The sequence below is a fragment of the Neorhizobium phenanthreniclasticum genome (genome assembly GCF_040066075.1).
Taxonomy (GTDB): domain Bacteria; phylum Pseudomonadota; class Alphaproteobacteria; order Rhizobiales; family Rhizobiaceae; genus Neorhizobium; species Neorhizobium petrolearium.
On the sequence record NZ_JBEAAL010000022.1, the window covers coordinates 20,516 to 46,095 of the forward strand.

Genomic DNA, 25,580 nt, shown 5'->3' on the forward strand with positions numbered 1-25,580 from the left:
ATCAACCCTTCCAGAGATCAGCTTCCTTGTAGAACTTGATAGCGCCGGGGTGGTACTCACCCGGAGCCGTCTCACCGACCATCGCTTTCGGGTCAAATTCGGCAAATGGCGGGAAGGCCGCTTGCATGGAAGCTTTGCTATCGTAGAGGACTTTTGTCATCTTGTAGACAATGTCCTCGCTGACGGCTGCATTGGTGAACACGAGCTGCGGATAGGCAATGAAAGTGCCGGGTTCCAGGACGCCGGGGTTGGCAGGACCGGGTTCCATCTTGACGACATATCCGGACTTCCAGTGTTGTCGGATCGCGGCCTTTGCTTCCTCCGTATCCGGAATGGTCAGTGCCCGGATGCCGCCAACGGCCGCGTCCGCTTCGCGCACCTTTCCGGCACCATGCGCGAAGATAAAACCGACACTCTGGCCGGCGATGAAGGCATCTGCGCCCGCGACGACGCTGGGCACTTGCACCGGTTGCATATCCTTTCGCGACAGGCCGACAGTGGCATAGATGGCATCGAGCTGCGGCAGGATGGTTTGTTGCGCCGTATAGCCGTCCACCATCGGCTTACCCTTGAGATCGGCGGTCGTTTTTATGTCGCTGCTTGCCTTGACGAAGATCGCTTCCCTGATCGGCATGATCAGGCCGACGACCCGCAGGTTCTCGTTGACGCTGCCCTGGAACCAAGCTTCGCCCTTCAGGGCGTTGTTGAATTCCTCAAGGTTACCGACGCCGAATTCGACCTCGTTCTGATTGACGAGAGGCATATATTGGTTGGGGCTCGTTGCCGGTTGGATCGTCGTGTTGAGGCCGGCATCGTTGGCGGCTTTTGCGACAGCCGTGCCGATATTGTGGAAGATCGAACCGGGGTTCGACGTGGCAATGCCGACGGTTTGCGCCGAGGCATGGCCAGAAAGGATCAGCCCGGCCGTAAAGACGGCCGAGAGCATCAGCTTCTTCATTGATTGTTCCTCCTCCGCTTGTTCTCCTCCATCGGCCAAGCATACCGATGTAAAATCTCAATAAGAGAGATTACGGATCAATCTTGTCTCGCGACTGGTGTTTTTACAAGCCCTTTTCTCGGATGGCATAATATTCGACACTCGCCTTTGTCCGTCGATGGAGCGCCGGCCTGGATCTTCTCTCACCGCGCATAGAGGCGATCCAGGCGCACCACTCTGCCCACCAGCGTCAGGGCAATGACCGTGAAGAGGATCAGCACGGCGGAAATCGCGTGCGCGGTCGGTTCCAGGCTGAAGGTCGATTCCGCATAGATGCGGACCGGCAGCGTCGTCAGGCGGGCTGTGGTCAGGAAGCTCGTCACCGTGACTTCGCCGAAACTGAGGAGGAAGCCGACGATTCCGGCCGCGAACAAGCCCGGCGCAAGACCCGGCATGATGACCAGCACGAAACGCCGGATCGGGTTTGCTCCGAGGCTTGAGGCTGCTTCTTCCTGAGCGCGGTCGAGGCCCATGACTGAGGTGGTCAGCAGCGTGATGGCGAAGGGCAGGATGACAATGACATGAATGGCGACCAAGCCGAGGAAGGGCGGTATCATCAGATAAAGCTGGAGAAGCCGCAGCATGCCGACGCCGATCGCCACATGCGGTAGTGAGAGCGGCAGGAGCCAGAAGGCGAGCAGGACGGACCGGCCCTTGAAGGGAAACCGTGCCAGGGCGAATGAGGCCGGCAAGGCAAGGGCGATCGCCACCAGCATGGAGGTGACCGCAAGCTTCACCGAGACCCAGAACGCATCCGCATAGGTGCCGGCGAAAAAGACCTGTTCATACCATTTGAGCGTGAAGCCCCGGAAGCCTGCGGCCGTCGCCTGCGGCACGTCGTTGAAGCTCTGGATGCAGACGAGCACGAGCGGCAGCAGGAGAAGCAGAAGTGCCGCGACCAGCAGAAGCTTCGAGACGATCGGCCCGAGGATATCGACCACCGGCACGAGCCAGCGCGGGATGCTCAGAGGCCGGCTGGGCCTGGCCTTCAGCCAGGGCATCAGGCGGTTGAGCGCAACGGTGCACAGAGCCGCGAAAGCCAGGCTCGTGATGGTCATGATGACGGCCAGCGCCGAAGCAAGCGGGGCGTTGAGATTCTTTATCGCCTCCTGGAGCACGAGCATGCCCGTCGTCCAGACTTTCTTGCCGCCGAGCAGGGTGGCGGACACATAGGCCGTCGATGCCATCAGGAAGACGATGATCGCCCCTGAGCGCAGCCCCGGCAACGAAAGCGGCAGGTCGACAGTGAGGAACCGCACCGCGGGAGACGCGCCGAGGCTTTCGGCCGCCTCATGGACGCGGGGCGACGTGTTCTGCAGGTTGTCGTAAAGTGCCAGAACCATGAACGGCAGGAAGACCTGCGCCAGCGCGACGGCGACGGCGCCATGGGTGAACAGCATGTTCCTTGCCGGCGGAATGTCCAAGAGCCCGGTCACGGTGTTGATCAGGCCTTCGGGCGCAAGCAGCAGGATGATGCCGAGCGATCGCACGACGACGTTGGTTAACAACGGGATGAGGATGACCGAGAATGCGAGTGCGCGATATTTGACCGGCATGCGCGCCAGCCAGTGGGCGAGCGGATAACCGAGCAGCGCGGTCAACACGGTCACGCCGATGCCGAGAAGCACGGTTTCGGAGACGACGCCGTAATAGAAGCCGTCGGAAACGATATCGCTGTATTGCGCAAGCGACGGCGCCATGAAAATGGGGCCGAACGGGTCCGGATACTCGTGCAGGGACAGCACGAGTACCACGAACATCGGTGCTGCGAAGGAAAGCAGCAGCCACAGGGTGACCGGCGCAGCAAGCGCCGGTCCTATCCATCGGTTCATCCGGCGATCTCCCGGTCGTAGCGCGCCTGCCATTTCGCGCGGCTGGCGTTGATGACGTCCCAGTCGAAGTCGACAAGCTTGCTCACCTGCTCATCGCCGAGAATGAGCTTCGGTTTAAGATCGTCCGGCACGGTGACGTTGTTGACGGTCGGCGAATAGTAGATCTCGCGTGCATAGGCCAGCATGCAGGGCTCCGAAAGGTGGAGGTTGATCCACTCCTCGGCGAGTTTCTGGTTCTTGGTGCCCTCGGTAATGCAGGCGACGTTCATCGCGAGAGCCTGTCCCTCAATCGGAGATGCAATTTCAATATTCGGGTTGCGGCTTTCCACATAGGAGCGGGTGAAGCTGCCGAATTCCACCGACAGATCGCAAAGTCCCTGGTCGAACATTTCAAAGAGTTGCGCCTGGCTGGCCTGGATGGCGGCGAAGGGCTTGAGTTCCTTGACCTTGTCGACGACGAGATCAAAGTCCTTCTCGGTGCCGCCCCAAGCGCGGGCGGTCATCATCAGGGCCGAAATGCCTTCGGCACCGAGCCCGTCCGGCCAGGCGATGCGGCCCTTCCATTCAGGGTTCCACATGTCCTTCCAGGACGTGATCGGCTTCGAGGCCTTGCGCTTGTCGTAAACGATGGTGCAGGGATTGAAGGCGACGCCGTAGCCGCCCTTGCGCGCGCTCGGGTAAAGCGCCTCGAAGTTCTTGACGGCAGGAGTCGGGGCCTGGGTTACGCCGTCCTTCACGGCCTGGCGGCTTTCGTAGATATTGAGGTAGATGACATCGAAGCTCGGGCGGCCGCGCTCGGCATAGGCGCGGGCGCGGCGATCGCCGGTGCCTCCGAGAACGTAGCTCACCTTGCAGCCGTATTTCTCGACCAGCGGCTTTTCGACATGTTCCTTGACGATTTTCTCCTGGGCGCCGCCCCAGATGCCGACGACCAGTTCGTCGCCTTTCTTGGGTTCCTGCGCTGCTGCGGGTCGGATGATGTGGAACGGTGCGGCAAGACCGGCACCGAGAGCGAGCTTGTTGAATGCACGACGCGAGAGAGTCATCTGAAGTTCCCCTTGTTCGTTTAGATGAATGTGGCGCCACCTGGCTGGGTTTGGATGTTGCACGACGTGCCGATGGGCGGAGGCGGCATATCCGACGACACGATCAGCCGGATCGTGCCGCATGCGGATTGAATGTCGGCTTCGTAGGTGTCGCCTAAGAAAGCCGAATTGACGAGCGTGCCGGAGACATTGAGCGGTCCGGGCTCGCTGGAAATCCTGAGACGCGAGGCGCGCAGCACGAGCCTGGTGGCACCCTCCGGTGCACCGTCGCAGGCGAGCCCCGGCGCGTGGAACCGGCCGTTTTCCGTTCGTCCTTCGATCACCGTGCGGGCGCCGAGGAAAGAAGCGGTGAAAGCGGATTTCGGCCGGTCGCAGAGGCCGACCGGCGATCCGATTTCCATCAGCAGCCCCTTGCTCATCACCGCCACGCGGTCGGACATGGCGAGCGCCTCCTGCTGGTCGTGGGTGACGAAGACCGTGGTGATGCCGAGGCGCTGCTGAAGGGAGCGGATTTCGCTGCGCATATCGGCGCGCAGGTGGGCGTCGAGGTTGGAAAGCGGCTCGTCGAGAAGCAGAACGTCCGGCTCGATCACCAGGGCGCGGGCAAGCGCCACGCGCTGCTGCTGGCCGCCCGAAAGCTGGCCGGGATAGCGATCCTGATAGGCGCCGAGGCCGACCGTTTCGAGAGCGGCGGCGGCCTTCTCGCGGCATTCCGCCTTGCCGACATGGCGCATGCGCAATCCGAAGCCGACATTGTCGAGCGCCGTGAGGTGCGGAAAGAGCGCATAGGACTGGAAGACCACGCCGATATTGCGGGTATGCACGGGGCGGCGGCTGATATCCTCGCCGCCGAGGATGATGCGTCCGCCCGACGGCTGGATGAAGCCGGCGATCATCCTGAGCGTCGTCGTCTTGCCGCAGCCCGAGGGGCCGAGCAGCGAGAGCAGCTCTCCCCTGGCGACCTCGATCGTCAGGCCGTTGACCGCGACGGATTCGCCGTAGGTCGCAGTGACATTGTCGAGTGTGAGATAGTGCTTATGCGACGTCATCGGACACCCTGGGCATGATGAGGCGGGAGCCTGCAGCCCCGCCGTGGTGAATGGAAATCGGAATGGGCCTGCATGCGATGGCTGGCGCCGGGGCAAAGGCGCCGTTGCCGGGGTGGATTTCGAAGGCTGGCGCCGCCGCGCCCTGCAAGGACAGCCGCAGCCTGAACCCGACCGGAACCGACAGGCATATGGATCGCAGGGAAATGCGCGCGAGAGCACGATGGGCATCGTCGATCCGGGCATAGCCGGTGGAGATGACTTTCGCTGCGCCATCAGGGCCGACCAGCGACAGCGTCGCGCAGACATCGCAGCCCAGGGATCGGGAGGCTATCTCGATCTCGGCCGCAGCCTTGCCGATGAAGGTCGTCGCGGCGTCGAACGGAAGGGTCGTGTAGACCGCCACATCGGCGCGGTTGTCGAAGGCGCTGCGGTCGGCAAAGCCGGCCGGTGTGCCGAGATGGCCTCCGACAAGCGGCGTCGGGCGGAAGGGATCGTGGACGAAGGTGTCGCCGGCCGGCGACGACGGCCCGGTATCGAGGCGACCGTCGCTGATCATCGCGGCGGCAAGCCCTGACGACGCCAGGAAAAAGGCCGTATCCGCCGTGGGCGGAAGCGAGGGAAGCGTCCGCCAGCGTCGAAGCCCCATATCGAACAGCCGAGCCGTCGCCGGCCGATCTCCTTTACCCTTCAGGTAGAAGTCGAAGAATGCAATCTGGGCGCGGTCGACCGGGAACTCCGCCTCCGGCCCCATGTCGGTGCCGCCGCTCATCCTGTTCCAGGGCGCATGCGTCCATGGCCCGATGACGAGATGAGAGGTTTGAGGGTTCTTCCGGCGGAAAGCGGCATCCGCCGCCCAGGTGCCTTCCAGAAAGAAATCGGCCCAGCCGCCCGTATGGAAAGCGGGGATGTCGAGCGGGTTATCCCTGAGGAGGACGCCCGGAGAAATCTTGCTCCAGTATGTTTCGTCGTCCTCGATCCATTTCCCGAGATGCGAAAGGTCAGGCCGGGCGATCAGCAGATCGCGGAGCGCAAGGTCGTCTGCCGCGCCGTCGATCGTGGAATAGGTCTCGCCATCGTCGTTGCGGGCTGCCTTGAGCTTGGCCATCTGCGCCGCCCAACTCACATTCAATCCGAGCCGGAACGCACTACCCTCGTAGGCCCAGTCGTCGCGCGGCATCCAGGATGCCATTGCCGGGGCGATCGCATCGGGCCGGCGGCCCTTGCCGGCAAGCGCAAGATATTGCGTCATGGCCTGGTAGCTGAAGCCGTAAAGGCCGAGCTTGCCGCTGCAGCCCGGAAGAGATGCCGCCCAATCGAGGGACTGCGCGCCATCTTCCATTTCGTTGACGAAGGCTTCGAAATCCCCGCCGGAATCGCCGCAACCGCGGACATCCTGAATGACGACGATATAACCATGCGACGCATACCAGCACGGATGCGCCAGCACGACCGTCGAGGCGATGGCGCGCCCATAGGGCTGGCGCATCAGGAGCACGGGATAGAGGCCTTCATTCGCGGGCCGGTAGATATCTGCAACAAGCACGATACCGTCGCGCAGCACGAGTTCGGCCCTTTCAGGCCCGATCACGTCATGAGGCGTCCGGTGGTGCATCACGTCGTCAGCCCCTGTACGTCGTCTTGTCGGTGATGCGGTCGAGTGGGAATTCGAGAACTTCCCTGACCAGCTTCAGGAGATTGCGGGCGCTGCGCTCCACATGCTCGCGGCCGCGTTCGGCATCGGCGGCTGCTGCGTTGCCGCAGGCGCCGGACGGCTGGATGTCCTGGGTCTGCCATCCATAACCGATCCGCCCCTCCGGCATCAGCAGACCGCCCGCCTTTTCCAGTTCGACGGATACGGGCACAAAATCATCGGCGAACTGCATGTCGATCAGTTCGGGATGGAGATGCAGCATGACGCTGGTTTCCGCCTCGCCGCCGTGAATACCGTGTTTCAGCTCGTGTTCGCTGTAGAGGTCGGAGAAATCGGCACCGGCGCTTGCCCAGGCGCTGACGGCGAACATGCGGAGCTTCACCCGCAATTCTCGGCAGACGATCTCCATGACCTGTGGCTGGCCGCCATGCGAATTGACGAAGATGATCTTGCGGCAGCCGGCCCGGTTGACGCTCTCGCCGAGCTCGAACCACATTTTGGCGAGCGTATCGTAGTTGAAGGTCAGCGTGCCCGGATAGGCCGTATGCTCGACCGACTTGCCGACCGGCATCATCGGCAGCACCAGCGCCGGCAGGTCGTCTTCCATCAGTTCCACGGTCCTTGCGATCGTGCCGGCATTGATCGCCGCATCCACGCGCACCGGCAGGTGCGGACCATGCTGCTCGACGGCGGCGACGGGCAGGATGGCGACGAATTTCTCCATGTCGAATTCGAAAAAATCCCTGGTCGTATGATCCCACCACCAATGCGACTTCAGCTTCATGGATATGTCCTCGATTTCGTTTCAAACCGCCGCGGCGCGCGCGGCGAGTTCGGCCTTGGCGATCTTGCCGGTGGGGGTCATGGGAAGCTCGGCAAGCGAGACCACGGTCATGACGGAGAGGTCGTAGGGCAGAGCGTCGGCGATCTTCGCTTTGATCTCCTCGCCATCCAGCGGCAGGGTGGCCTGCACGAAGGCGACCGGACGGGTTGCGATCGCCGCATCGGGCACGCCGACGACGGCGGCCTGTTCGACACCGGGCACCGTCGAAAGCGCCTCCTCCACGTCGCGCGGATACCAGGTCTTGCCGTCGACATGCAGGAGTTCGGAGCGGCGCCCCAGCATGGTCACGAAACCCTGGCGGTCCATCGAGCCGATATCACCGGTCCAGAGCCAGCCGTCTCTCAGCGTCTCCGCCGTCTTTTCCGGCTTGCCCCAGTAGCCCCACATGAAGCCGCCGCGCAGTGCGATCTCGCCCACCGCCCCGTTCGGCACTTCGGTGCCGTCGGCATTGAGAATGCGGACTTCCTTGTCGGGAAGGGGCATGCCGGCGCGGCGCGTCTCGATGTCTTTCCTGTCGAGCTTCGGAAAACCGAGGGCGACGAAGCCGCCGAGTTCGGACTGTCCGTAACTTTCAACCAGCGGCAGCTTGAGCTTTTCGTGCCAGCCGGCCTTGAGGAGGGGTGGAACAGGCCCGCCGCCCGACATGCTCATGCGCAGCTTCGACGGTGCATGGCCGCGGGCGGCGGCCTCGTTGAAGACATCGGTGAGGATCGGCGGATTGGCGATCAGCATGGTCGCGCCGCGCGCTTCCAGTGCATCGAAGCCCGTCGACGGCGTCCACTTGCCCATGACGTTGATGGCGGCGCCGTGGGAGAGCTGCGGCAACAGGTTGCCGACGAGCTGATAGGAGCTCGACAGCGCGCTCGGACCGAAGGAGACGTCGTCGGCGGTGATCTGCAGGCGTTCTGCGATGCAGCGCGTCGCCCTGACCGTCGGTTCGTGCTTGAGGCAGGCGCCCTTCGGTCTGCCGGTCGTGCCGGAGGTATAGGAGAGATGGGCAATCGCATCCTCATTGCCGGGGTCGGCGGGCACGGGAAGCGCTGCGGCCATCAGGGCGGGCAGGGAATGGGCGCCTTCCTGCGGGCCGTCCATGCAAACCAGCGCCCGGATGCTCGCAATGCCGGCGGCGGCGGTCCGGACCGGCTCCTGCATGTCATGGGTGTAGACGACAACGGTCGGCTCATGATCGGCGAAATAATAGGCAAGTTCACCAGCGAACTTGACGTTTACGAGGGCGCAGATCGCTCCAAGACGCCAGCAGCCGAGCATGGTGACGAGATAGTCCATGCCGTTATGGGCAAAGATCGTCACCCGGTCTCCCGGCCGGACGCCGAGGTCGTGGAGGGCGCCCGCGGCGCGCTCCATGGCGCCGACGGCCTCCGCATAGGTCAGGCTCCTATTCCTGTCCACCCAATGGAAACAGGCGTGGTCCGGATCACGGTTCGCACCGTCCAAAAGCAGAGTGTGCATCAACATTCGCATTTCCCGGTCGTTATGCTCAATTATTCAGCATGCATTATGCGTGCCTCAAGCATGGGCAAAATTGCTCGCGGGGTGAATGTCTCGCTCGTCAATACTAGGTATAGACGGAGGCTTATATATCTGGGGTTCAAGAGGCTGCTAGGAGTTCGGATGTCGTTGGTACGGCATGGAGGGTCTGGTCGAAGCGGCGGGCCACGGAGCGCACCACGCTGCGGAGCCATTGATTGGCGCCGCTGGCATGGGCCCGTTCATGCCAGAGCAGATAAAGGTTCATCTGATCGAATTCGCGGGGTGCCTCGACGAGCTGAAGCTGATTGGCCGGAGCATGCTCGACAATATACTCCGCATAGGGCCGGGCGGTGGTGAAAACGAGGTCGGTTTCGGCGAGAATGGCCGGGATGAGGGCGTATTCCGGAACGGACATGGCGATCCTGCGCTTCAGGCCAAGCTGGGACAGCCGCCCGTCGATCGGACTGTAGAAGGCGCTCGATCCCGGCGTCGGCGACACGTGATCGGCATCGAGATAGGTTTCGAGGGAAAGCCTGCCGCGCCGGGCGAGCGGATTGGATTTCTGTACCACGCAGGCGATGTCGCAATGCAGAAGCGTGGTCGACTTCAAGCTTTGTTGGGGCGCCGGCCAGTTGCCGATCACGAGATCCACTCGCCCCGATCCGAGCTCATCGATCAGATCCACCTTTTCGGAGGGAGCGAAGAAATCGACGGATATGCCGGGCGCCTTCTGCCGGATGCTGCTCGCGAGCGGCGGAATGAGGAAGGCGCCGAAACAATTCACGGCAGCAACGCGCATGCGGCTCTGGACTGCGCCCGGATCGAATTGGTTGGTCCGGTTGATGGTGTTCTTGAGGCTTTCCAGCATCGCGCCGAGCGAAGCGACGATTTCCTCGCCGCGCTCGGTGAGAACAAGTTTCTGGCCGCTGCGCACCAGCAGCGGATCGGAGAAGATCTCGCGTGCCTTCTTCAGTGATGCGCTCACGCTCGGCTGGCTGAGGCCGAGCAGGACTGCCACTTTCGAGACGTTCCTCTCGGTGAGCAGGAGATAGGTGGTGTGCAGCAATCGGATGTCGATCGAAGGGTTGATATTCGCATACACGGCCGTATCCTCTCGCAAGCTGGCATCTAACCGATGCAAGCGACGTGCCACGCGCGTTCAGAGGCTGCCGGTGTTCGACGCCGATGATGGCTCTTTCTTCCAGACCGTCATATATTGTTGCGGCGGATCAGCCTGGGCACGTACCAGACCAAGAGTGCGGCCACGACAATCAGCAGGAGAGAGACGATCATCTGATAGATGGGGTAGCCGATGTCATTTTCCGAGACGAAGAAGGCAACGATGACACCCGCTGCCGACAGTATTGCCTGAGCGACGATCCTGACCATCCGCGCATCCTTTCCGGTTCCGTATTGGAATTCGTACAACCGTGGCGGTGAGCCGTTTGAAGGTCTCCGCTCTGAAATTCCCTTAAGACCTCCAGAGTTGATCAAGAGGTGGATGCCAATATGCCTGTTGGAATCGCGGGCGAGTTGACATGAGTCAAAATCCATCGCCCTCTCGTTGGACCTTATGATTTCGAGGCGTCAGTTCAGCTCAATAGAAGGTTGAGTGGAATGGCGTGATCGCGGCCCCCATGGCCGAGGCGTCGGTTCCTATCTCCGAAATAATGAGTTTTGGGCTAGGGCGATGTACACCGTAACGCGGTCGATCATAAATGCGCGTTCGCTCAATCAACATCTGCGCAAGATCGGGCGGGACCTGGCCGCCGAACACGATTGCCTGTGGATCGACAACGGCCCGGATGGCGTTGATGAGACGATTGTATGCGGGTGTGATCTCTTCCACCCATTCGGCAACGCCGGGCCAGTCCGGGTCGAAATGTTTGCGCATATAGCTGATCGAGGGCACGTCGACGCCGTTGCGGTTCAGCCGTTCGATCAGATATTGCAGGGCCGGCCGGCGTTTCGATTCCTCTATGTCGAATATCCCGGAGAATTCCCCGGCGTTGCCGTTGCCGCCGAGCAGCAGTTCGCCATCGCTGATCAGCCCGCCGCCGAATCCGTAGTTGAAGCTCAGATAGGCAAAGTGCTTGATGTAGCGCCCGACGCCAAACATCGATTCGGCGATTGCTCCGGTATTGGCGCCGTTGTGGACCCAGACCGGCCTGCTGAAAAAGTCGGAAAGGAGAGGTCCGAGCTCGATCAGCGACCATTCATGCAGGGGCAGCGGCGCGTTGTAGCGCGTACCGCCGACATGGTAGCCGGAAATGGCAAAGCCGATGCCGAAAAAGCTTTCCGATGTCAGACTGTTCTGCCGCTGCAATTCAACCATCTGTTCGCGAACGAGATCGAGCGACCGGGCCATGGTGTGTTCGCGCAGCGTCACGCTGCTTTCGCCGAGGATGTTGCCTGCCAGGTCCATCAGGCAGATGCCGATGATGTCGGTGTTGACCGAGATACCGCAGGAATAGGCATGGCGGCCGTCAAGCCTCAGTGTCGGGCTCGGCTGGCCGCGGCCAAGGCCGGGCTTCGGCGAACCAAGGGCAACGACGCCGCGCTCCGCCAGCTGGTCGATGATCCGGTAGACCGATTGCTGCGTGAGGTCGGTATGGCTGGTGATTTCGGATCGGGAAAGGCCCGGGTGGCGCCAGATCAGCTTCAAGAGGTTGCGCTCGTTCGGCGATACGACGCCGCCTTCGCTGGCGCGCAGAAATTGGGGGGCGATCGACGCTTCCGGAGAATAGCTCATTGTCATACCCCCTAGACCGACAAGCATTACCATAAAGGTGTAATAATTGCCGCTTCGCGTATTGCTTGCTCACTTCCCGATTCCTGCATAGCTGCGCCCTTCTTCGAGGGCAAGGGTTTCCGGCCGTCATCCTATTGTTACACTTTAAGTGTAGTAAGGCTACGTTCAGGGCCGGCAAGGCCAATCCCAAAACAGGCGAGGGCAATTATGAAGATTTCCGTTCTGGTGGCAGCGACCGCCCTGGCGACGTGCGCGGGTGCAGCACATGCCGCCGATATCGAATTCTGGTATGGCAATACGGGCAATGTCGAGACCGCGATCAAGGCCCAGTGCGATGCCTTCAACGCCGCGCAATCCGAACATCGCGTCACCTGCGTCGGCCAGGGCAGTTACGAAGTCGGCATGCAAAAGGCGATCGCCGCCTATCGCGCCAAGAACCACCCGGTGCTGATCCAGTTCTTCGATGCCGGCACGCTCGATCTGCTGCTGTCCGGCGCCGTGGTGCCGGTGCAGGACGTGCTTCCCGATGTCAACTGGAACAACTACATCGCCGGCGCCCGCTCCTATTACGAAACGTCGAACGGCAAGCTTTATTCACAGCCCTACAATTCCTCGACGCTGCTCTTCTACACCAACAAGACCGAATTGGAAAAAGCCGGCATCAGCAAGACCCCGGTGACCTGGGAAGAGATCATTGAAGCGGCCCGCAAGCTGAAGGCCGCCGGCCATGCCTGCCCGTTCGTTACGGACGGCGATACCTGGCGCGTGCTGGAGCAGTTTTCGGCGCGCCACGGCCTGCCGATCGCCTCGAAACATAATGGATACGACGGCCTTGATGCCGAATATGTTTTCAACACCACCTTCGCAGCCAAGCATCTCGCCAATCTTGTCGAATGGCGCAAGGAAGGGTTGGTGAAGCTCAATGCCGACACCAAGGCCGGCAACTACACCGCCGCTTTCAACGCCGGCGAATGTGCCATGATGGAGGGCTCCTCCGGCTCCTATGCTGCTTCCGCGAAGGCTTTCGAAGGCAAATACGAGATCACCGTCGGCATGGCGCCGATGTACCAGGGTTATGAGCGCCACAACACGTTCGTCGGCGGCGCGTCGATCTATATCATGAAGGGTCATGACAAGGCGGAAATCGAAGGCGCCAAGGCTTTCCTCGATTTCCTGCGCCGCCCCCAACAGCAGATGTTCTTCACCGCCGCGACGGGCTACGTCCCCGTCACCAACGACGTGCTGGACGTCATCGCCGAAAGCGGTGAAGCGGACTCTCCCAAATATGCGACGGCTGCGATCGGCATCGAATCGATGAACCAGCCGCGCACGCCGGACACCCGCGGCATCCGCCTCGGCTTCTACGTGCAGTTCCGCGAAGTCTTCATGGAGGAAACCCAGAAGGCGTTCGCCGGACAGCAGACCATGCAAGTGGCGCTCGACAGCGCCAAGAAGCGTGGCGACGAACTGCTGCGCCGTTTCGAGCAGACCTACAAGGGTGCGAAGCTCCCCTGATCCTGGCGCGGCCGGTACGGGTAACAGCCCCGTGCCGGCCTCATTTGTAGGTTTCATGCATGTCTTCGGATTCCACTCTCTTCAGCAATCGCTGGCTGCCGGTCCTGCTGGTGGCGCCGATGATGCTGCTGATCGTCCTCTTCTTCTACGTGCCGATCTTCCAGGCCTTCTACTGGTCCTTCTTTCTGGAACGACCTTTCGGCGGCGGCTCGGAATTCGTCGGGCTCGACAATTTCGCCCGGGTGCTTGCCGATCCAGAATTCTGGAAGGCGGGCTGGCGCACCATCATCTTCATGGTGACCGCGTCCTCGCTCGCGGTTCTGGTGCCGCTGATCCTTGCAGTGGCCGCCGATCGGAAGATCCGCCTGTCGCTGCCGGCCCGCAACGTGCTGGTCTGGCCGAAAGGCGTGGCGGGGGCTTCGATCGGCGTCGTCTTCGCCTTCATCTTCAATCCGTTCGTCGGCATCCTGGCGCCGCTCAACAGCATCTTTCCGGGCATATGGGCGCCTGGCATCAATGGTACCGACGCTTTCATCACGCTGATCGCTGCACATGTCTGGGGTGGCATCCCGTTCAATTTCGTGATCCTGCTTGCAGGCCTGCAGTCGATCCCGCGAACCATGCACCAAGCGGCCGCGATGGACGGGGCAGGACCATGGCGGCGCATCTTCGACGTGCAACTGCCGCTGATCATGCCGCAGCTTTTCCTGACGCTGGTGCTGGAATTCACCGAGAGCGTCACCTCGGCCTTCGCCTTGATCGACACCATTACCAACGGCGGTCCGGGCGGCGCGACGACGTTACTCGTCTACAAGATCTATATGGACGGGTTCAGCGGGTATGACCTCTCCGGCGCCTCGACCCAGACCGCAATCCTGATGGTCTTCGTCATCATCCTTACCGCCGCCCAGTTCATCTTCCTTGGCCGGCGCGTCGACTACGAGCGGTGAGCCATGGTCGAAAACGCACGTTCCCTCAACATTATCGCGAGCCTCATCCTGGTCGTCGGGATGATCTACATCCTTGGGCCGCTCTACCTGACGCTCTCAACGGCTTCGCAATCCTACGAATTCATGCTGCGCAACGGGCTCGCCTGGTATCCGGGCGACCAGCTTCTCGCCAACATGGCGAGCATCTTCACGGAGACGCGCATCCCGATCCAGATGCTGAACAGCATGGTGGTCGCGTTCAGCAATGCGGCTGCGACCTGCGTCCTGTCGTTCCTGTCGGCCTATGCGATCGTCTATTTCCGCATCCGCTGGGCGGGCGTCGTCTTCGCCCTCATTCTCGCGACGATCATGCTGCCGCTCGATATCCGCGTCATCACCACGTATCAGGTCGCTTCGAACATTTTTTCTCCGCTCAACGCCGTGCTCGACGCAACCGGTCTCAACGGCCTGATCGCACGGATATTCGGCACTCCCGTCCAACTGGAACTAAGCGTGCTCAACACACATTTCGGCCTGGTCGCGCCGCTTGTGGCGCATGGCACCGGCACGTTCCTGTTCCGGCAGTTCTTCCTGACACTGCCAAAGGACCTGTTCAAGGCCGCCCGCATGGACGGAGCCGGCCCCACCCGGTTTCTGTTCGATATCCTTCTGCCACTGTCGCGCACCAGCTTTGCCGCTCTTTTCGTGCTGACCTTCCTCAGCGGCTGGACGCAATATCTCTGGCCGCTGGTCGGCGCCTCGACGCCCGATATGCAGACCGCCGTCGTGGGGCTGGCACGGCTGGTTCCGGATTCGGAGGGGCAGGTGCCCGATTTTCCGATGATCATGGCCGGGGCCGTGATCGTTTCCATCATCCCCCTTGCGATGATCGCACTCCTGCAGCGCTACCTCGTGCAGGGCCTCGTTCTTTCGGAGAAATGACGTGAACGCTATCGACACGGCCATTCGCGCGGCTGCGGCCGATATCAAGCTTATCGGCGTCACAAAGGCCTACGATGCCCAGACGGTCGTCATCCCGCCGATGGATGTCGAGCTCAGGGCCGGAGAGTTCACGGTCGTGCTCGGTCCTTCCGGCTGCGGCAAGTCCACGCTTCTGCAGATGATCGCCGGGCTCGAACGGGTGAGCGACGGCAAAATCATGGTCGGGGGCCGGGAAGTGCAGGACCTCGAACCGAAGCGCCGCGGCTGCGCCATGGTGTTCCAGAACTATGCGCTCTATCCGCATATGACCGTGTTCGAGAACATGGCCTACAGCCTCAAGGTCGCCGGTGTGCGGAAGGCCGAGCGTGCCGCGCGGGTCGCGGCGGTTGCGAGAATGCTGGCCCTTTCCGACTATCTCACCCGCAAGCCGGGGCAGCTTTCCGGCGGCCAGCGCCAGCGCGTCGCGATCGGCCGTGCCATCGTGCGTGAACCGAACGTTCTTCTGTTCGACGAGCCGCTTTCCAATCTCGATGCGCAGCTTCGGCACGACATGCGTGTGGAGCTTTCGGAACTCCACCGGCGCATCGGCGCGACCTCCATCTTCGTCACTCACGACCAGGTGGAGGCGATGACGCTTGCCGACCGTATTCTCATCCTCAACAAGGGTCGGATCGAGCAGTTCGATACGCCCAAGGCGATCTATCACCATCCGGCTTCTGTCTTCGTCGCCAAATTCATCGGCGCGCCGCCGATGAACATCCTGCCGGTGACTGGCGATGGTTCCGTGCTGCGGCTTGCCGATGGGCAAATCGTCGCCGAAGCTCGGTTGACCGGAAGCTATCAGCTCGGCATCCGCCCCGAGGACATCGTTGTGGGGATCAAGGCAGACGGCCATGCCGTTCGCGCAGTCCTCCGATTCCGCGAGGACCTTGGTTCCCACTCGGTCCTGGCGGCCGATCTGGCCGGATCGGTGATCCGAATCGCCACGCCTTTCGGCGCCGATCTGATTAACCAGTCCGAACTTTTCCTGAACCTGCCTGCTGCCCGGCTGCATCTCTTCGATGCCGAAACAGGCCGAGCAATATGCGGCGCATTTGCTGCTCAATGAAAGAAAGCCTCATGACCTATAAAGACTTTATCGCCTCGCCGGCGCGCGCCTGTGCTGTTGTCGCTCATCGTGGTGCCTGGCACGGCGCTCCCGAAAACAGCCTGGCCGCCATCGAAAACGCCATCGCTCTTGGCTGCGAAATCGTTGAGCTCGATATCCGCAAGAGTGCCGATGGCGAGCTTTTTTTGATGCACGATGACACGCTTCAGCGCATGGCAGGCATCGGCCGCGAAGCGGAGAGCCTTACGATGGCGGAACTCAAGGCGCTGACCCTGCGGGAAGACGACGGCGGGGAAGGCCGCGTGATGACCGATCAACGCATTCCGACGTTGAGGCAGGCGTTGGAAGTGATTCGAGGACGTATCTTTGCCGATCTCGATCTCAAGGATCGCGGACTTTTTCCGGAAGTTGCCGCTTGCGCGCGGGCGATGGATGCCCATGCGAGCGTCGACCTCAAGACCAAGGTTCACAGCCGCGCGGAGGTCGCCTGGGTGCGCGCCCAGAAGATCGACGGCGTGCCCTTCATGGGCATGGCACGTTTCACGGCGGAAGGGTTCAGAGAAGAACTCGGCATTCTCGCCGAGCTCTCGCCCTTCATGTGCGAAATCCGTTTCGACAGTCTCGAAACGATCAGTCTTAACCGCGAAGCCTTTATGAGGGCTGGCATGGCGCTCTGGGTGAACACACTCGATCAGCCCGGCAGCGGCGAATGGACCGACAGCGCGGCCCTTGCCGATCCGGACGCGATCTGGGGCAGGCTGATCGACGCCGGCATCAGCGTTATCCAGACCGATCAGCCAGAGGCGCTGAAATCCTACCTCGGCTCACGTCATCTGCGACAAAATGCCTGATTCGCGTCTGCGCGATTCGGATCCGGTACAGGTCATTGTTGGTGTTGCACCATTCCAGGCATTGGAAGAGCGGGGATCCCGATGCCTGCTTCTTTTCAAAATTTGATCAGGATCATGTCTATGTTGATGGGGGCGCGATAAAACAAATCGTGGAAGCACATTTTTTTGCATTGCCATAGGGAACCTAGAGGTGTCCTATGAAGTCTAGAGACATATAGATTCAAAATGAATTGCCGCATCGCATGTAATCTTTGCGGCAGTTGAGCTGTGGCAACACCTTGAATGGAAGGGCCCCATGCTGAGTGAATCCTTGTTCGATACTTTCACGCGGAACTATGAAGCGCGGCGCGAGACCGACATGTCCGTCGCTGACTATCTGGAGCTGTGCAAGAAAGACCCGATGGCCTACGCCAACGCGGCGGAGCGCCTGCTTGAGGCGATCGGCGAGCCGAAGATAGTCGATACGTCGAAAGATGGGCGGCTTGGTCGGATTTTCATGAATCGGACCATCCGGACCTATCCGGCATTTGCCGGCTTTTACGGCATGGAAGAAACGATCGAGCGTATCGTTTCCTTCTTCCGTCATGCCGCACAAGGTCTCGAAGAGCGGAAACAGATTCTCTATCTGCTCGGTCCTGTCGGGGGCGGCAAATCATCTCTCGCGGAGCGGCTGAAGCAGTTGATGGAGGTCAACCCGATCTACGTCCTGAAGGCCGGCGACGAAATCAGCCCTGTCTTCGAAAGCCCGCTCGACCTCTTTGATCCGATCACCATGGGACCGTTGCTCCTCGATGAGTACGGCATCCCGACGCGTCGCCTCAGCGGACTGATGAGTCCGTGGTGCCTCAAGCGGCTTGATGAATTCGGCGGCGACATATCCCGTTTTCGGGTGGTGAGGATGCAGCCCTCGCGGTTGCGGCAGATAGCAATTGCCAAGACGGAACCTGGTGATGAGAATAACCAGGACGTCTCCTCGCTGGTCGGCAAAGTCGATATCCGCAAGCTCGAGAACTATTCGCAGAACGATCCGGACGCCTACAGCTATTCAGGCGGGCTCAATCGCGCCAATCAGGGCGTGCTGGAATTCGTCGAGATGTTCAAGGCACCGATCAAGATGCTGCATCCGCTGCTGACGGCGACGCAGGAAGGAAACTACATGGGAACCGAGAATATCGGTGCCATTCCGTTTTCCGGCATCGTCCTTGCGCATTCGAACGAAGCCGAATGGCAAACTTTCAAGGCCAACAAGAACAACGAAGCCTTCATTGACCGCATCTGCGTGATCAAGGTGCCCTATTGCCTGAGGGTGACGGAAGAGCAGAAGATTTACGAGAAGCTGATCGAAGGGTCTGAGCTGGCTGATGCCTCCTGCGCCCCGGCAACGCTCGAGATGCTTGCGCGCTTTTCGGTGCTCTCACGCCTTCGCAAACATGAGAACTCGACATTCTTTTCGAAGATGAGGGCCTATGACGGAGAGAGTCTGAAAGAAACCGACCCGAGGGCCCGAAGCGTTCAGGAATATCGGGATGCAGCGGGTGTCGATGAAGGCATGGACGGAATATCGACACGTTTTGCCTTCAAGGTGCTTGCATCGACGTTCAACTACGACACCACCGATATCGGTGCGGATCCGGTGCACCTGATGTATGTTCTTGAACAGGCAATCCGGCGCGAGCAGTTTCCGGAGGAAACCGAGAAGCGCTACCTGGAGTTCATCAAAGCCGATCTTGCTACACGCTATGCGGAGTTCATCGGCAATGAAATCCAGAAAGCCTATCTGGAGTCCTATGCGGATTACGGGCAGAACCTGTTCGACCGGTATGTTGCCTATGCCGATGCCTGGATCGAAGACGTCGATTTCAAGGATCCGGACACCGGACAGCTTCTCGACCGGGACTTGCTCAATCAGGAATTGACGAAGATCGAAAAGCCGGCCGGGATCGCCAATCCCAAGGATTTTAGAAACGAGATCGTCAAGTTCAGCCTGCGTGCGCGGGCCAACAATAGTGGCAAGAACCCATCGTGGACGAGCTATGAGAAAATCAGGGAAGTGATCGAAAAAAGGATGTTCTCTCAGGTTGAGGACCTTTTGCCGGTGATCTCCTTTGGTTCGAAGAAGGATAGTGAAACCGAAAAGAAGCACAGCGAGTTTGTCTCGCGTATGGTCGCGCGCGGCTACACCGAAAGACAGGTTCGACGTCTTGTGGAATGGTACATGCGCGTAAAGCAGGCGAGTTAAATGCTCACTTAGGAGCCCACATGCACATCATTGACCGGCGGCTTAATCCGCGCGGTAAAAGTTTGGAAAATCGGCAACGGTTTCTTCGGCGCGCGAAGGACGCCGTGCAGCAAGCGGTCAGACGATCTTTGCAAAGCGGTAACATTCGCGATGTGCTCAACGGCGGTGAAGTCAGCATTCCGATAGGAGGAGTGGCCGAACCAAGCTTTCGCAGAGGTGAAGGCGGGGTGAGAGACCGGGTTTTGCCAGGTAACAAAGATTTCGCCGAAGGGGATATCGTTCCACGCCCCGAGGGAGGGAGCGGGGGCAGACCAACGGAGGCAGGCGAAGGCGATGCCGAGGACGATTTCCGCTTTGTCCTGACCCGGGAAGAGTTCTTGGATATTTTCCTCGATGATCTTGAACTGCCCGATCTTGCGAAGCGGCGATTGAGCGAAACCGAGGAAGTAACCCCGACCCGCGCGGGTTATACCGTTTCAGGTTCTCCTTCCAACATTGCGGTTGGCCGGACCACGCGTCTGGCCATGATGCGGCGTATCGCGCTTCGCCGTCCGAAGCCGGAGGAGATCGAAGCGCTGCGGCGCGAGATCGAGGAATGCGAGAGCGAGGAGAAGCGTCTGGCGCTCGAGGCGGAGTTGAAGTCGCTGACGGACAAGAGCCGTCGCATTCCCTATATCGATCCCCTGGACGTGCGTTATCGCCGCTTCGAAAACACGCCGAAGCCGGTTGCTAAGGCCGTGATGTTCTGTCTGATGGATGTCTCGGGCTCCATGACGGAACACATGAAGGATCTGGCAAAGCGCTTTTACATACTGCTGTATCTCTTCCTGTCGCGGCGTTACGAGAAAGTGGAGATCGTCTTCATCCGGCATACGGAAAAGGCGGAGGAGGTAGACGAGGAGACCTTCTTCTATGGCCCTGCGACCGGAGGCACCCTGGTTTCGAGCGCGCTTTTGGCTATGCGTACCATTATTGCCGCTCGTTTCGATCCGACCGACTGGAACATCTATGCGGCGCAGGCTTCGGATGGGGACAACTCCTATTCGGACGGAAGCCTGGTCGGCCAGTTGCTGCAGTACGAAATTCTGCCGCTCTGCCAATATTTCGCTTATATCGAGGTCGGAGAGGAAGGAGAGGATTCCTCGACATCCGACTCTCCGATCTGGAACCTTTATGAAGGTATACGCTCCGATATTCTGCCTCTTGCGATGCGCAAGGTCTGCCGGCGAAACCAGATATTTCCCGTCTTCCATGACCTTTTCCAGAAGCAGCAGGCACATTCGAAGACAGAGCCATGATCAAGACCGTAAAACAGCGAGGGGGTCTGCTTTTTGAAGGCTCAGATTGGGATTTCCCAACGCTTCAGCGCATTCATGATGCCTGCGAGGAAATTGCGCTTGGCGAACTTGGGCTCGACGTCTACCCGAACCAGATCGAAGTGATCACGTCGGAACAGATGCTGGACGCCTATTCCTCCATCGGCATGCCACTCTTCTATCGCCACTGGTCCTTCGGCAAGCACTTCGCTCACCACGAAGCCTTCTATCGTCGTGGAATGCGCGATCTGGCCTATGAGATTGTCATCAACAGTTCCCCCTGCATTTCCTATCTCATGGAGGAGAACAACGCCACGATGCAGGCGCTGGTCATCGCGCATGCTGCATTTGGCCACAACCATTTTTTCAAGAACAATTACCTCTTCAAGCTCTGGACGGATGCCGAAGGCATTCTTGGCTATCTTGAATTTGCAAAGGGCTACATCGCCCGCTGCGAAGAGCGTTATGGCGAGACTGCGGTAGAGCGAACGCTGGATGCCGCCCATGCGCTGATGTCGCATGGCGTGCATCGTTATGCCGGGAAGACGAAGCTCGACTTGCGGCAGGAGGAAAAGCGGGAACAGGAGCGGCGGGCACACGAGGAGCAGGTATTCAACGATCTCTGGCGCACGGTCCCTGCCGGCCACAAGCGCAGCAGGGCTGATATCAGCCTTGACAAGCGGCGCGCGGCACTTGGCTTGCCACAGGACAACATCCTTTACTTCCTTGAAAAGTCGGCTCCGCGGCTGCAGCCGTGGCAGCGGGAGATCCTGCGCATCGTCCGGCATGTCGCCCAATACTTCCATCCGCAGCGCCAAACCAAAGTGATGAACGAGGGCACCGCCACCTATGTTCATTACAAGATCATGACGAGACTGCACGAACGCGGACAGATCGGTGACGGGCACTATCTCGAATTCTTGAAGTCGCACACCAATGTGGTGTTCCAGCCGTCCTATGATGACCGACGCTTTTCCGACTTCAATCCCTATGCGCTCGGCTTTGCGATGATGCAGGATATCGAGCGCATCGTGACGAACCCGACCGACGAAGATCGCGAATGGTTTCCGGACATCGCCGGGCGCAACGATCCGGTCTCTGTGCTGCGAGATATCTGGGCCAGCTATCGGGACGAGAGTTTCGTCGGGCAGTTCCTCAGTCCGCACCTGATCCGCCAATGGCGCCTTTTCCAGCTCCACGACGATCCGGATATGCTGGACGGCATTCTTGTGTCGGCCATCCATGACGAGCGTGGCTATAGGCGCATTCGTCGGCAGCTTGCTCGCGAATACGACATCGGCTGGACGGATCCGGGAATAGAAGTTGTCGATGTGGATCTTGCTGGCGACCGCCGCCTGCTGTTGCAGCATAAGGTGCTCAACGATTGGCCTCTTGACGAGAGCGAGACCAAACTTGTCCTGCAGCACCTTGCCGATCTCTGGAGTTATGATGTCCTGCTGCAGGAAATCGACAGCTCAGAGAAGGTGGTGAAGGAACATGTAGCACATCCGCGTTCCTTGTTTGCGGATTCTCGATTTTCCTGAGAAGTTTCGCGGCATATGCTGCAGCATCCTCGGACCCTGTCTTGGGCAATCAATTATAGTTGAAGGATGAACGTAAATAGTGCCTGAATGTCCAATCGTGATTGGACATTCAGGCGGGTTGGTATCACGGTAGAAGTTGGGACGGGCGCGCTATTTTTGTTAAAATAGGAGGCCATAATGGAACAGCATGCCGTCGATCAGCTCAAGGCTATTGCCAAGATCAACCGCACCTATCCTCGTCCTGAAATGTCGCGTAGCGAACGGCTCGAACGGTGGGCCGATCTCCTCGATCGTGATCCGGATTTATTGCTTCTGACCCTTCGCGAAACCGAGTACCGGCCGGAAGAGGAACGTCTCGCCATGCGCGCGGACGGGACGGCCATCTCGGTTGCTTTCGCCGATCCGGTCTTTCGGGCTGCAGGCCTGGAGAACGATACCTACGGTGAAGCCAAGCGATTTTTCGAACTGAGCGATCGGCAATTGCATCGACTGGTCTGCTTTTGCCATTTCGGCGCACGCGTGAGCGCCCGGACGGTAGCCCATAGTGTGCGGTCGCTGGCTGCTCGCAATTCCAATGGCATCATTGCTCGCCTGGTTGCTTTCTTCGAAAGATAGGGCAACTTGTATATTCCGGAGACGACGTTTGCCGGGGCGCCCCGGAGGCGACGCCTTATTTCGACCATTGGATGATTGGCTGACACGCATGCGAGCGTAGGGACGGCAACGTCCCGCGACGCAAATGTCTGTGCCAAAACCGTCATGGAGATCACGACCTTGTTCGGGGTCTGTCGAAGCCGGCGAGGAGGATCTTCCCTGGAGATGTCCGGCAGTTCGTCTGAAGTCGCCGTTACGGCATCCGGGACTTCAGTTGAATTATCTCGCCGTCCACTGTGAATGAGCCGTACCCGCGATGATGAATGGTTCTCGGCGCCTCCCGCGCCGGATCGTGCCATGCCGCGACGACCTCCAGAACGAAGAGGTTGTATTGCTCGACGAGACGGGTCTCTACGACCCGGCATTCCAGATTGGCGAAACATTCTTCGATCAACGGTGCTGCGATCCGGCTCGCTGGCCGCGGCGTCAGTCCGAACCGCGCGAACTTATCCGTGTCGCGGCCGGAGCAATTGCCGATTGCCACGACCTTTTCGGCAATCTCCACGGCAGGGATGCCGATCACGCATTCGCCCGTAGCCGCAAGCGCCGAAAAGCTGTAGTCGCCGCTCGATACCACGCAGGCCAGGAGCGGCGGCGTGAATTCGACCATCATGTGCCATGACATGGTCATGACATTGGGAACCCCCTCCCTGCTGGTTGTCAGCAGCACAACGGGGCCGGGTTCAATCAATTGATAAACCTTGTCGAGTGCCAGAGCCTTCATATCATTCGTCGCCATCGTTCTTGCCTCAATCCAGGGGCGCAACTGGCTGCGCGAGCGGTCTGATCCGGTGTCTTCACCATGGCCTGAATCTCGGGCGACGGCGGGCATTCGCCAACGGCTCGTCCTCGCCTCCCGCGATATGAGGCGTTCTCCGGCGATCAATCCGGTGCCCTGACGGCGGCAGTTGTGAAGACGGTGCCTTTCTCGCCCGCCACGATTGCCGAAGCGTCTTCAAGGCGGCCGATTGCGGCGCGACGTCCGATTTTTTTCGAAAAACGGGCCGCCGCCATGACTTTTGGTCGCATCGATCCTGCGGGAAATTGATCTTCCCTCACACCTGTCGGGTCCAATCTTGCAAGCGGACGCGCGTTCGGCGTGCCGAAATCGGCGTAGACGGCATCGACGTCAGTCAGGAGAAGCAGCATATCGGCGTCAAGCTGTTCGGCGAGAAGGGCGCTTGCCGCATCCTTGTCGATGACGGCCTCAATGCCTTGAAGGCTGCCATCATCTCGTTCGACAACGGGAATGCCGCCGCCGCCGGTGCAGATGACGGTGACCCCTTGCTTCACCAGGAGCGAGATCACCTCGGCTTCCATGATCGCCTGCGGTGCCGGCGAGGCGACGACGCGCCGCCATTTGTCACCATCCGGCGCAACCTGCCACCCGCGTTTCGCCGCCAGGGTGCGGGCTGTTTCCTCGGTATAGACGGGGCCGATGAATTTCGTGGGTTTCCGGAAGGCCGGATCGTCGGCGTTCACCTTGACGAGCGTCAGCAGCGTACCAAAGCGGCTGCCTTGCAGGATGCCGGCAAGCTCCTGCTCGATCATGTAGCCGATCATGCCCTCGGTCTCGGCTCCAAGAACATTAAGCGGCAGGTCGGCACCATCCACGCCGGCGGTTTCAAGCGCCAGAAGGCCGACCTGCGGACCATTCCCATGGGTAATGACCAGGGAATGGCCGGCCGTGATCAGGCCTGCGAGAGGCGCTGCCGCCCGTTTGACGTTGGCGCGCTGGTTTTCCGCGGTTAGCGGTTCACCCCGGCGCAGGAGAGCATTGCCTCCGAGAGCGGCGACGATCAGCATCCCTAGCCCCCGATCGTCGCGACGAGCAGTGCCTTGATCGAATGCATGCGGTTCTCGGCCTGATCGAAGACGACGGAGGCCTCGGATTCGAAGACCGCGTTGGTGACCTCCATGCAGTCTATGCCGTATTTTTCGGCGATCTGCCTGCCGACTTCGGTGCGGGTGTCGTGGAATGCGGGCAGGCAGTGCATGAACTTGCTGTAGGGGTTGCCGGTCGCCGCCATCACCTGTTCCGTGACGCGATAGGGCGCCAGCAGTTTGATGCGCTCGCTCCAGGCGGATTCATCCTCCCCCATGGAGAGCCAGACATCCGTATAGATGAAATCCGCGCCCTTGACGCCCGTGGCGACATCGGACGTGAGTTCGAACCGGCCGCCGGCCTTCGCCGCCTCGGCATTGACATGGTCGATGAATGTCTGTTCCGGCCAAAGCTGCCGTGGGGAGACAAGCCGGAAATCGATCCCCACCTTGGCCGCGCCGAGCGCCAGCGAGATGGCCACGTTATCCCGGCCGTCCCCGACAAAAGCAAGGGCGGTATCCGACAGGTGCTTGTGGGTGAACTCCCGCATGGTCATGAAGTCAGCGAGTACCTGGGTCGGATGCCAAATATCGGTCAAGCCGTTGTAGACGGGAACGCCGGAATACCGTGCAAGCTCCTCGACGGCCGCCTGCTCGAAGCCGCGGAACTCGATCGCATCATACATGCGGCCGAGCACACGGGCCGTGTCCTTCACGGATTCCTTGTGGCCGATATGGCTGCCCGAAGGGCCGATATAGGTCACGTGAGCGCCCTGATCATAGGCGGCGACCTCGAACCCGCTTCTGGTGCGGGTCGAATCCTTTTCGAAGATCAGGGCGATGTTTTTTCGCGTCAGGCGCGGCTTCTCGTAGCCGCCCAGCTTGGCAGCCTTGAGCTCCGCGGCCATGCGCAGCAGGAAGCGGATCTCGTCTGAGGAGAGATCGTCGAGAGACAGGACGCTCCTGCCATGAAGATTGATCGGCATGTCGGTGGCC

The 25,580-nt window shown here is 60.3% G+C and carries 22 protein-coding genes; 9 read left to right on the forward strand and 13 right to left on the reverse strand.

Features of this window, described 5'->3' with window-relative positions; genetic code table 11:
- Window position 1: 1 nt before the first annotated feature.
- The 10 genes from ABK249_RS23850 to ABK249_RS23895 form a co-directional block, all read right to left on the reverse strand.
- Complete coding sequence (locus ABK249_RS23850) at window positions 2-958, reverse strand: TAXI family TRAP transporter solute-binding subunit (protein WP_227704015.1); 957 nt, start codon at window positions 956-958, stop codon at window positions 2-4.
- A gap of 182 nt (window positions 959-1,140) precedes the next feature.
- Window positions 1,141-2,829, reverse strand: coding sequence for an ABC transporter permease subunit (locus ABK249_RS23855; RefSeq protein WP_227704014.1), 1,689 nt, complete (start codon window positions 2,827-2,829; stop codon window positions 1,141-1,143).
- Complete coding sequence (locus ABK249_RS23860; protein ID WP_037152922.1) at window positions 2,826-3,875, reverse strand: ABC transporter substrate-binding protein; 1,050 nt, start codon at window positions 3,873-3,875, stop codon at window positions 2,826-2,828. Before ABK249_RS23860 ends, ABK249_RS23855 begins: the two co-directional genes overlap by 4 nt.
- Before the next feature lie 20 nt (window positions 3,876-3,895).
- A complete protein-coding gene (locus tag ABK249_RS23865) occupies window positions 3,896-4,924 on the reverse strand; it encodes an ABC transporter ATP-binding protein (RefSeq protein ID WP_037152919.1) in 1,029 nt (342 codons plus the stop codon).
- Complete coding sequence (locus tag ABK249_RS23870; protein WP_348864229.1) at window positions 4,911-6,536, reverse strand: CocE/NonD family hydrolase; 1,626 nt, start codon at window positions 6,534-6,536, stop codon at window positions 4,911-4,913. The genes ABK249_RS23865 and ABK249_RS23870 overlap by 14 nt, the downstream gene beginning before the upstream one ends.
- A gap of 7 nt (window positions 6,537-6,543) precedes the next feature.
- Window positions 6,544-7,359 (reverse strand): creatininase family protein, encoded by an 816-nt coding sequence (locus ABK249_RS23875; protein ID WP_227704013.1) that lies wholly within the window; start codon window positions 7,357-7,359, stop codon window positions 6,544-6,546.
- Window positions 7,360-7,380: 21 nt separating this feature from the next.
- Window positions 7,381-8,895 (reverse strand): class I adenylate-forming enzyme family protein, encoded by a 1,515-nt coding sequence (locus ABK249_RS23880; protein ID WP_227704012.1) that lies wholly within the window; start codon window positions 8,893-8,895, stop codon window positions 7,381-7,383.
- A 133-nt stretch (window positions 8,896-9,028) separates the two neighbouring features.
- Window positions 9,029-10,012 carry a LysR family transcriptional regulator gene (locus tag ABK249_RS23885; protein WP_210050053.1) on the reverse strand — a complete coding sequence of 328 codons (984 nt, stop codon included), beginning with the start codon at window positions 10,010-10,012 and terminating at the stop codon, window positions 9,029-9,031.
- A 107-nt stretch (window positions 10,013-10,119) separates the two neighbouring features.
- Window positions 10,120-10,299 (reverse strand): hypothetical protein, encoded by a 180-nt coding sequence (locus tag ABK249_RS23890; protein WP_227704011.1) that lies wholly within the window; start codon window positions 10,297-10,299, stop codon window positions 10,120-10,122.
- Between the two features lie 208 nt (window positions 10,300-10,507).
- Window positions 10,508-11,662 carry an ROK family transcriptional regulator gene (locus ABK249_RS23895; protein WP_210050050.1) on the reverse strand — a complete coding sequence of 385 codons (1,155 nt, stop codon included), beginning with the start codon at window positions 11,660-11,662 and terminating at the stop codon, window positions 10,508-10,510.
- Between the two features lie 207 nt (window positions 11,663-11,869).
- Here ABK249_RS23895 and ABK249_RS23900 point away from each other — a divergent pair, with 207 nt between their 5' ends.
- The 9 genes from ABK249_RS23900 to ABK249_RS23940 all read left to right on the forward strand — a co-directional run bounded on the left by ABK249_RS23900 (window position 11,870) and on the right by ABK249_RS23940 (window position 22,721).
- Window positions 11,870-13,177, forward strand: coding sequence for an extracellular solute-binding protein (locus ABK249_RS23900; RefSeq protein WP_227704010.1), 1,308 nt, complete (start codon window positions 11,870-11,872; stop codon window positions 13,175-13,177).
- A 59-nt stretch (window positions 13,178-13,236) separates the two neighbouring features.
- Entirely contained in the window at window positions 13,237-14,127 is an 891-nt protein-coding gene (locus ABK249_RS23905) for a carbohydrate ABC transporter permease (RefSeq protein WP_227704009.1), read from the forward strand.
- A 3-nt stretch (window positions 14,128-14,130) separates the two neighbouring features.
- Window positions 14,131-15,048: an ABC transporter permease subunit gene (locus ABK249_RS23910; RefSeq protein WP_227704008.1), complete on the forward strand. Its 918-nt coding sequence runs from the start codon at window positions 14,131-14,133 to the stop codon at window positions 15,046-15,048.
- 1 nt (window position 15,049) lies between these two features.
- Complete coding sequence (locus tag ABK249_RS23915; RefSeq protein ID WP_227704007.1) at window positions 15,050-16,156, forward strand: ABC transporter ATP-binding protein; 1,107 nt, start codon at window positions 15,050-15,052, stop codon at window positions 16,154-16,156.
- Between the two features lie 11 nt (window positions 16,157-16,167).
- Window positions 16,168-17,007, forward strand: coding sequence for a glycerophosphodiester phosphodiesterase family protein (locus ABK249_RS23920; protein ID WP_227704006.1), 840 nt, complete (start codon window positions 16,168-16,170; stop codon window positions 17,005-17,007).
- A 295-nt stretch (window positions 17,008-17,302) separates the two neighbouring features.
- Window positions 17,303-19,246 carry a PrkA family serine protein kinase gene (locus tag ABK249_RS23925; protein ID WP_037152899.1) on the forward strand — a complete coding sequence of 648 codons (1,944 nt, stop codon included), beginning with the start codon at window positions 17,303-17,305 and terminating at the stop codon, window positions 19,244-19,246.
- A 20-nt stretch (window positions 19,247-19,266) separates the two neighbouring features.
- Window positions 19,267-20,544 (forward strand): YeaH/YhbH family protein, encoded by a 1,278-nt coding sequence (locus ABK249_RS23930; RefSeq protein WP_227704005.1) that lies wholly within the window; start codon window positions 19,267-19,269, stop codon window positions 20,542-20,544.
- Window positions 20,541-22,106, forward strand: a complete 1,566-nt coding sequence (locus ABK249_RS23935) for a SpoVR family protein (RefSeq protein WP_227704004.1) — start codon at window positions 20,541-20,543, stop codon at window positions 22,104-22,106. The genes ABK249_RS23930 and ABK249_RS23935 overlap by 4 nt, the downstream gene beginning before the upstream one ends.
- 177 nt (window positions 22,107-22,283) lie before the next feature.
- Window positions 22,284-22,721, forward strand: a complete 438-nt coding sequence (locus ABK249_RS23940; protein WP_227704003.1) for a hypothetical protein — start codon at window positions 22,284-22,286, stop codon at window positions 22,719-22,721.
- Between the two features lie 232 nt (window positions 22,722-22,953).
- Here the strand turns inward: ABK249_RS23940 and ABK249_RS23945 are convergent, their stop codons facing one another.
- From ABK249_RS23945 to argF, 3 genes are all read right to left on the reverse strand, one after another.
- Window positions 22,954-23,484, reverse strand: a complete 531-nt coding sequence (locus tag ABK249_RS23945; protein ID WP_227705214.1) for a flavin reductase family protein — start codon at window positions 23,482-23,484, stop codon at window positions 22,954-22,956.
- Window positions 23,485-23,642: 158 nt separating this feature from the next.
- The gene (gene arcC / locus ABK249_RS23950; RefSeq protein WP_348864226.1) at window positions 23,643-24,566 is read right to left on the reverse strand and encodes a carbamate kinase; all 924 of its coding nucleotides are present in this window, start codon (window positions 24,564-24,566) and stop codon (window positions 23,643-23,645) included.
- A 2-nt stretch (window positions 24,567-24,568) separates the two neighbouring features.
- Entirely contained in the window at window positions 24,569-25,570 is a 1,002-nt protein-coding gene (gene argF, locus ABK249_RS23955; RefSeq protein WP_037152885.1) for an ornithine carbamoyltransferase, read from the reverse strand.
- Between the last annotated feature and the right edge of the window lie 10 nt (window positions 25,571-25,580).

Bases quoted from the DNA above. Each gene is read 5' to 3' on its own strand.
- ABK249_RS23850 (WP_227704015.1), bottom strand. From the start codon at position 958: ATGAAGAAGCTGATGCTCTCGGCCGTCTTTACGGCCGGGCTGATCCTT.
- ABK249_RS23855 (WP_227704014.1), bottom strand. From the start codon at position 2,829: ATGAACCGATGGATAGGACCGGCGCTTGCTGCGCCGGTCACCCTGTGG.
- ABK249_RS23860 (WP_037152922.1), bottom strand. From the start codon at position 3,875: ATGACTCTCTCGCGTCGTGCATTCAACAAGCTCGCTCTCGGTGCCGGT.
- ABK249_RS23865 (WP_037152919.1), bottom strand. From the start codon at position 4,924: ATGACGTCGCATAAGCACTATCTCACACTCGACAATGTCACTGCGACC.
- ABK249_RS23870 (WP_348864229.1), bottom strand. From the start codon at position 6,536: ATGCACCACCGGACGCCTCATGACGTGATCGGGCCTGAAAGGGCCGAA.
- ABK249_RS23875 (WP_227704013.1), bottom strand. From the start codon at position 7,359: ATGAAGCTGAAGTCGCATTGGTGGTGGGATCATACGACCAGGGATTTT.
- ABK249_RS23880 (WP_227704012.1), bottom strand. From the start codon at position 8,895: ATGTTGATGCACACTCTGCTTTTGGACGGTGCGAACCGTGATCCGGAC.
- ABK249_RS23890 (WP_227704011.1), bottom strand. From the start codon at position 10,299: ATGGTCAGGATCGTCGCTCAGGCAATACTGTCGGCAGCGGGTGTCATC.
- ABK249_RS23895 (WP_210050050.1), bottom strand. From the start codon at position 11,662: ATGAGCTATTCTCCGGAAGCGTCGATCGCCCCCCAATTTCTGCGCGCC.
- ABK249_RS23900 (WP_227704010.1), top strand. From the start codon at position 11,870: ATGAAGATTTCCGTTCTGGTGGCAGCGACCGCCCTGGCGACGTGCGCG.
- ABK249_RS23905 (WP_227704009.1), top strand. From the start codon at position 13,237: ATGTCTTCGGATTCCACTCTCTTCAGCAATCGCTGGCTGCCGGTCCTG.
- ABK249_RS23910 (WP_227704008.1), top strand. From the start codon at position 14,131: ATGGTCGAAAACGCACGTTCCCTCAACATTATCGCGAGCCTCATCCTG.
- ABK249_RS23920 (WP_227704006.1), top strand. From the start codon at position 16,168: ATGACCTATAAAGACTTTATCGCCTCGCCGGCGCGCGCCTGTGCTGTT.
- ABK249_RS23925 (WP_037152899.1), top strand. From the start codon at position 17,303: ATGCTGAGTGAATCCTTGTTCGATACTTTCACGCGGAACTATGAAGCG.
- ABK249_RS23930 (WP_227704005.1), top strand. From the start codon at position 19,267: ATGCACATCATTGACCGGCGGCTTAATCCGCGCGGTAAAAGTTTGGAA.
- ABK249_RS23935 (WP_227704004.1), top strand. From the start codon at position 20,541: ATGATCAAGACCGTAAAACAGCGAGGGGGTCTGCTTTTTGAAGGCTCA.
- ABK249_RS23940 (WP_227704003.1), top strand. From the start codon at position 22,284: ATGGAACAGCATGCCGTCGATCAGCTCAAGGCTATTGCCAAGATCAAC.
- ABK249_RS23945 (WP_227705214.1), bottom strand. From the start codon at position 23,484: ATGAAGGCTCTGGCACTCGACAAGGTTTATCAATTGATTGAACCCGGC.
- arcC (WP_348864226.1), bottom strand. From the start codon at position 24,566: ATGCTGATCGTCGCCGCTCTCGGAGGCAATGCTCTCCTGCGCCGGGGT.
- argF (WP_037152885.1), bottom strand. From the start codon at position 25,570: ATGCCGATCAATCTTCATGGCAGGAGCGTCCTGTCTCTCGACGATCTC.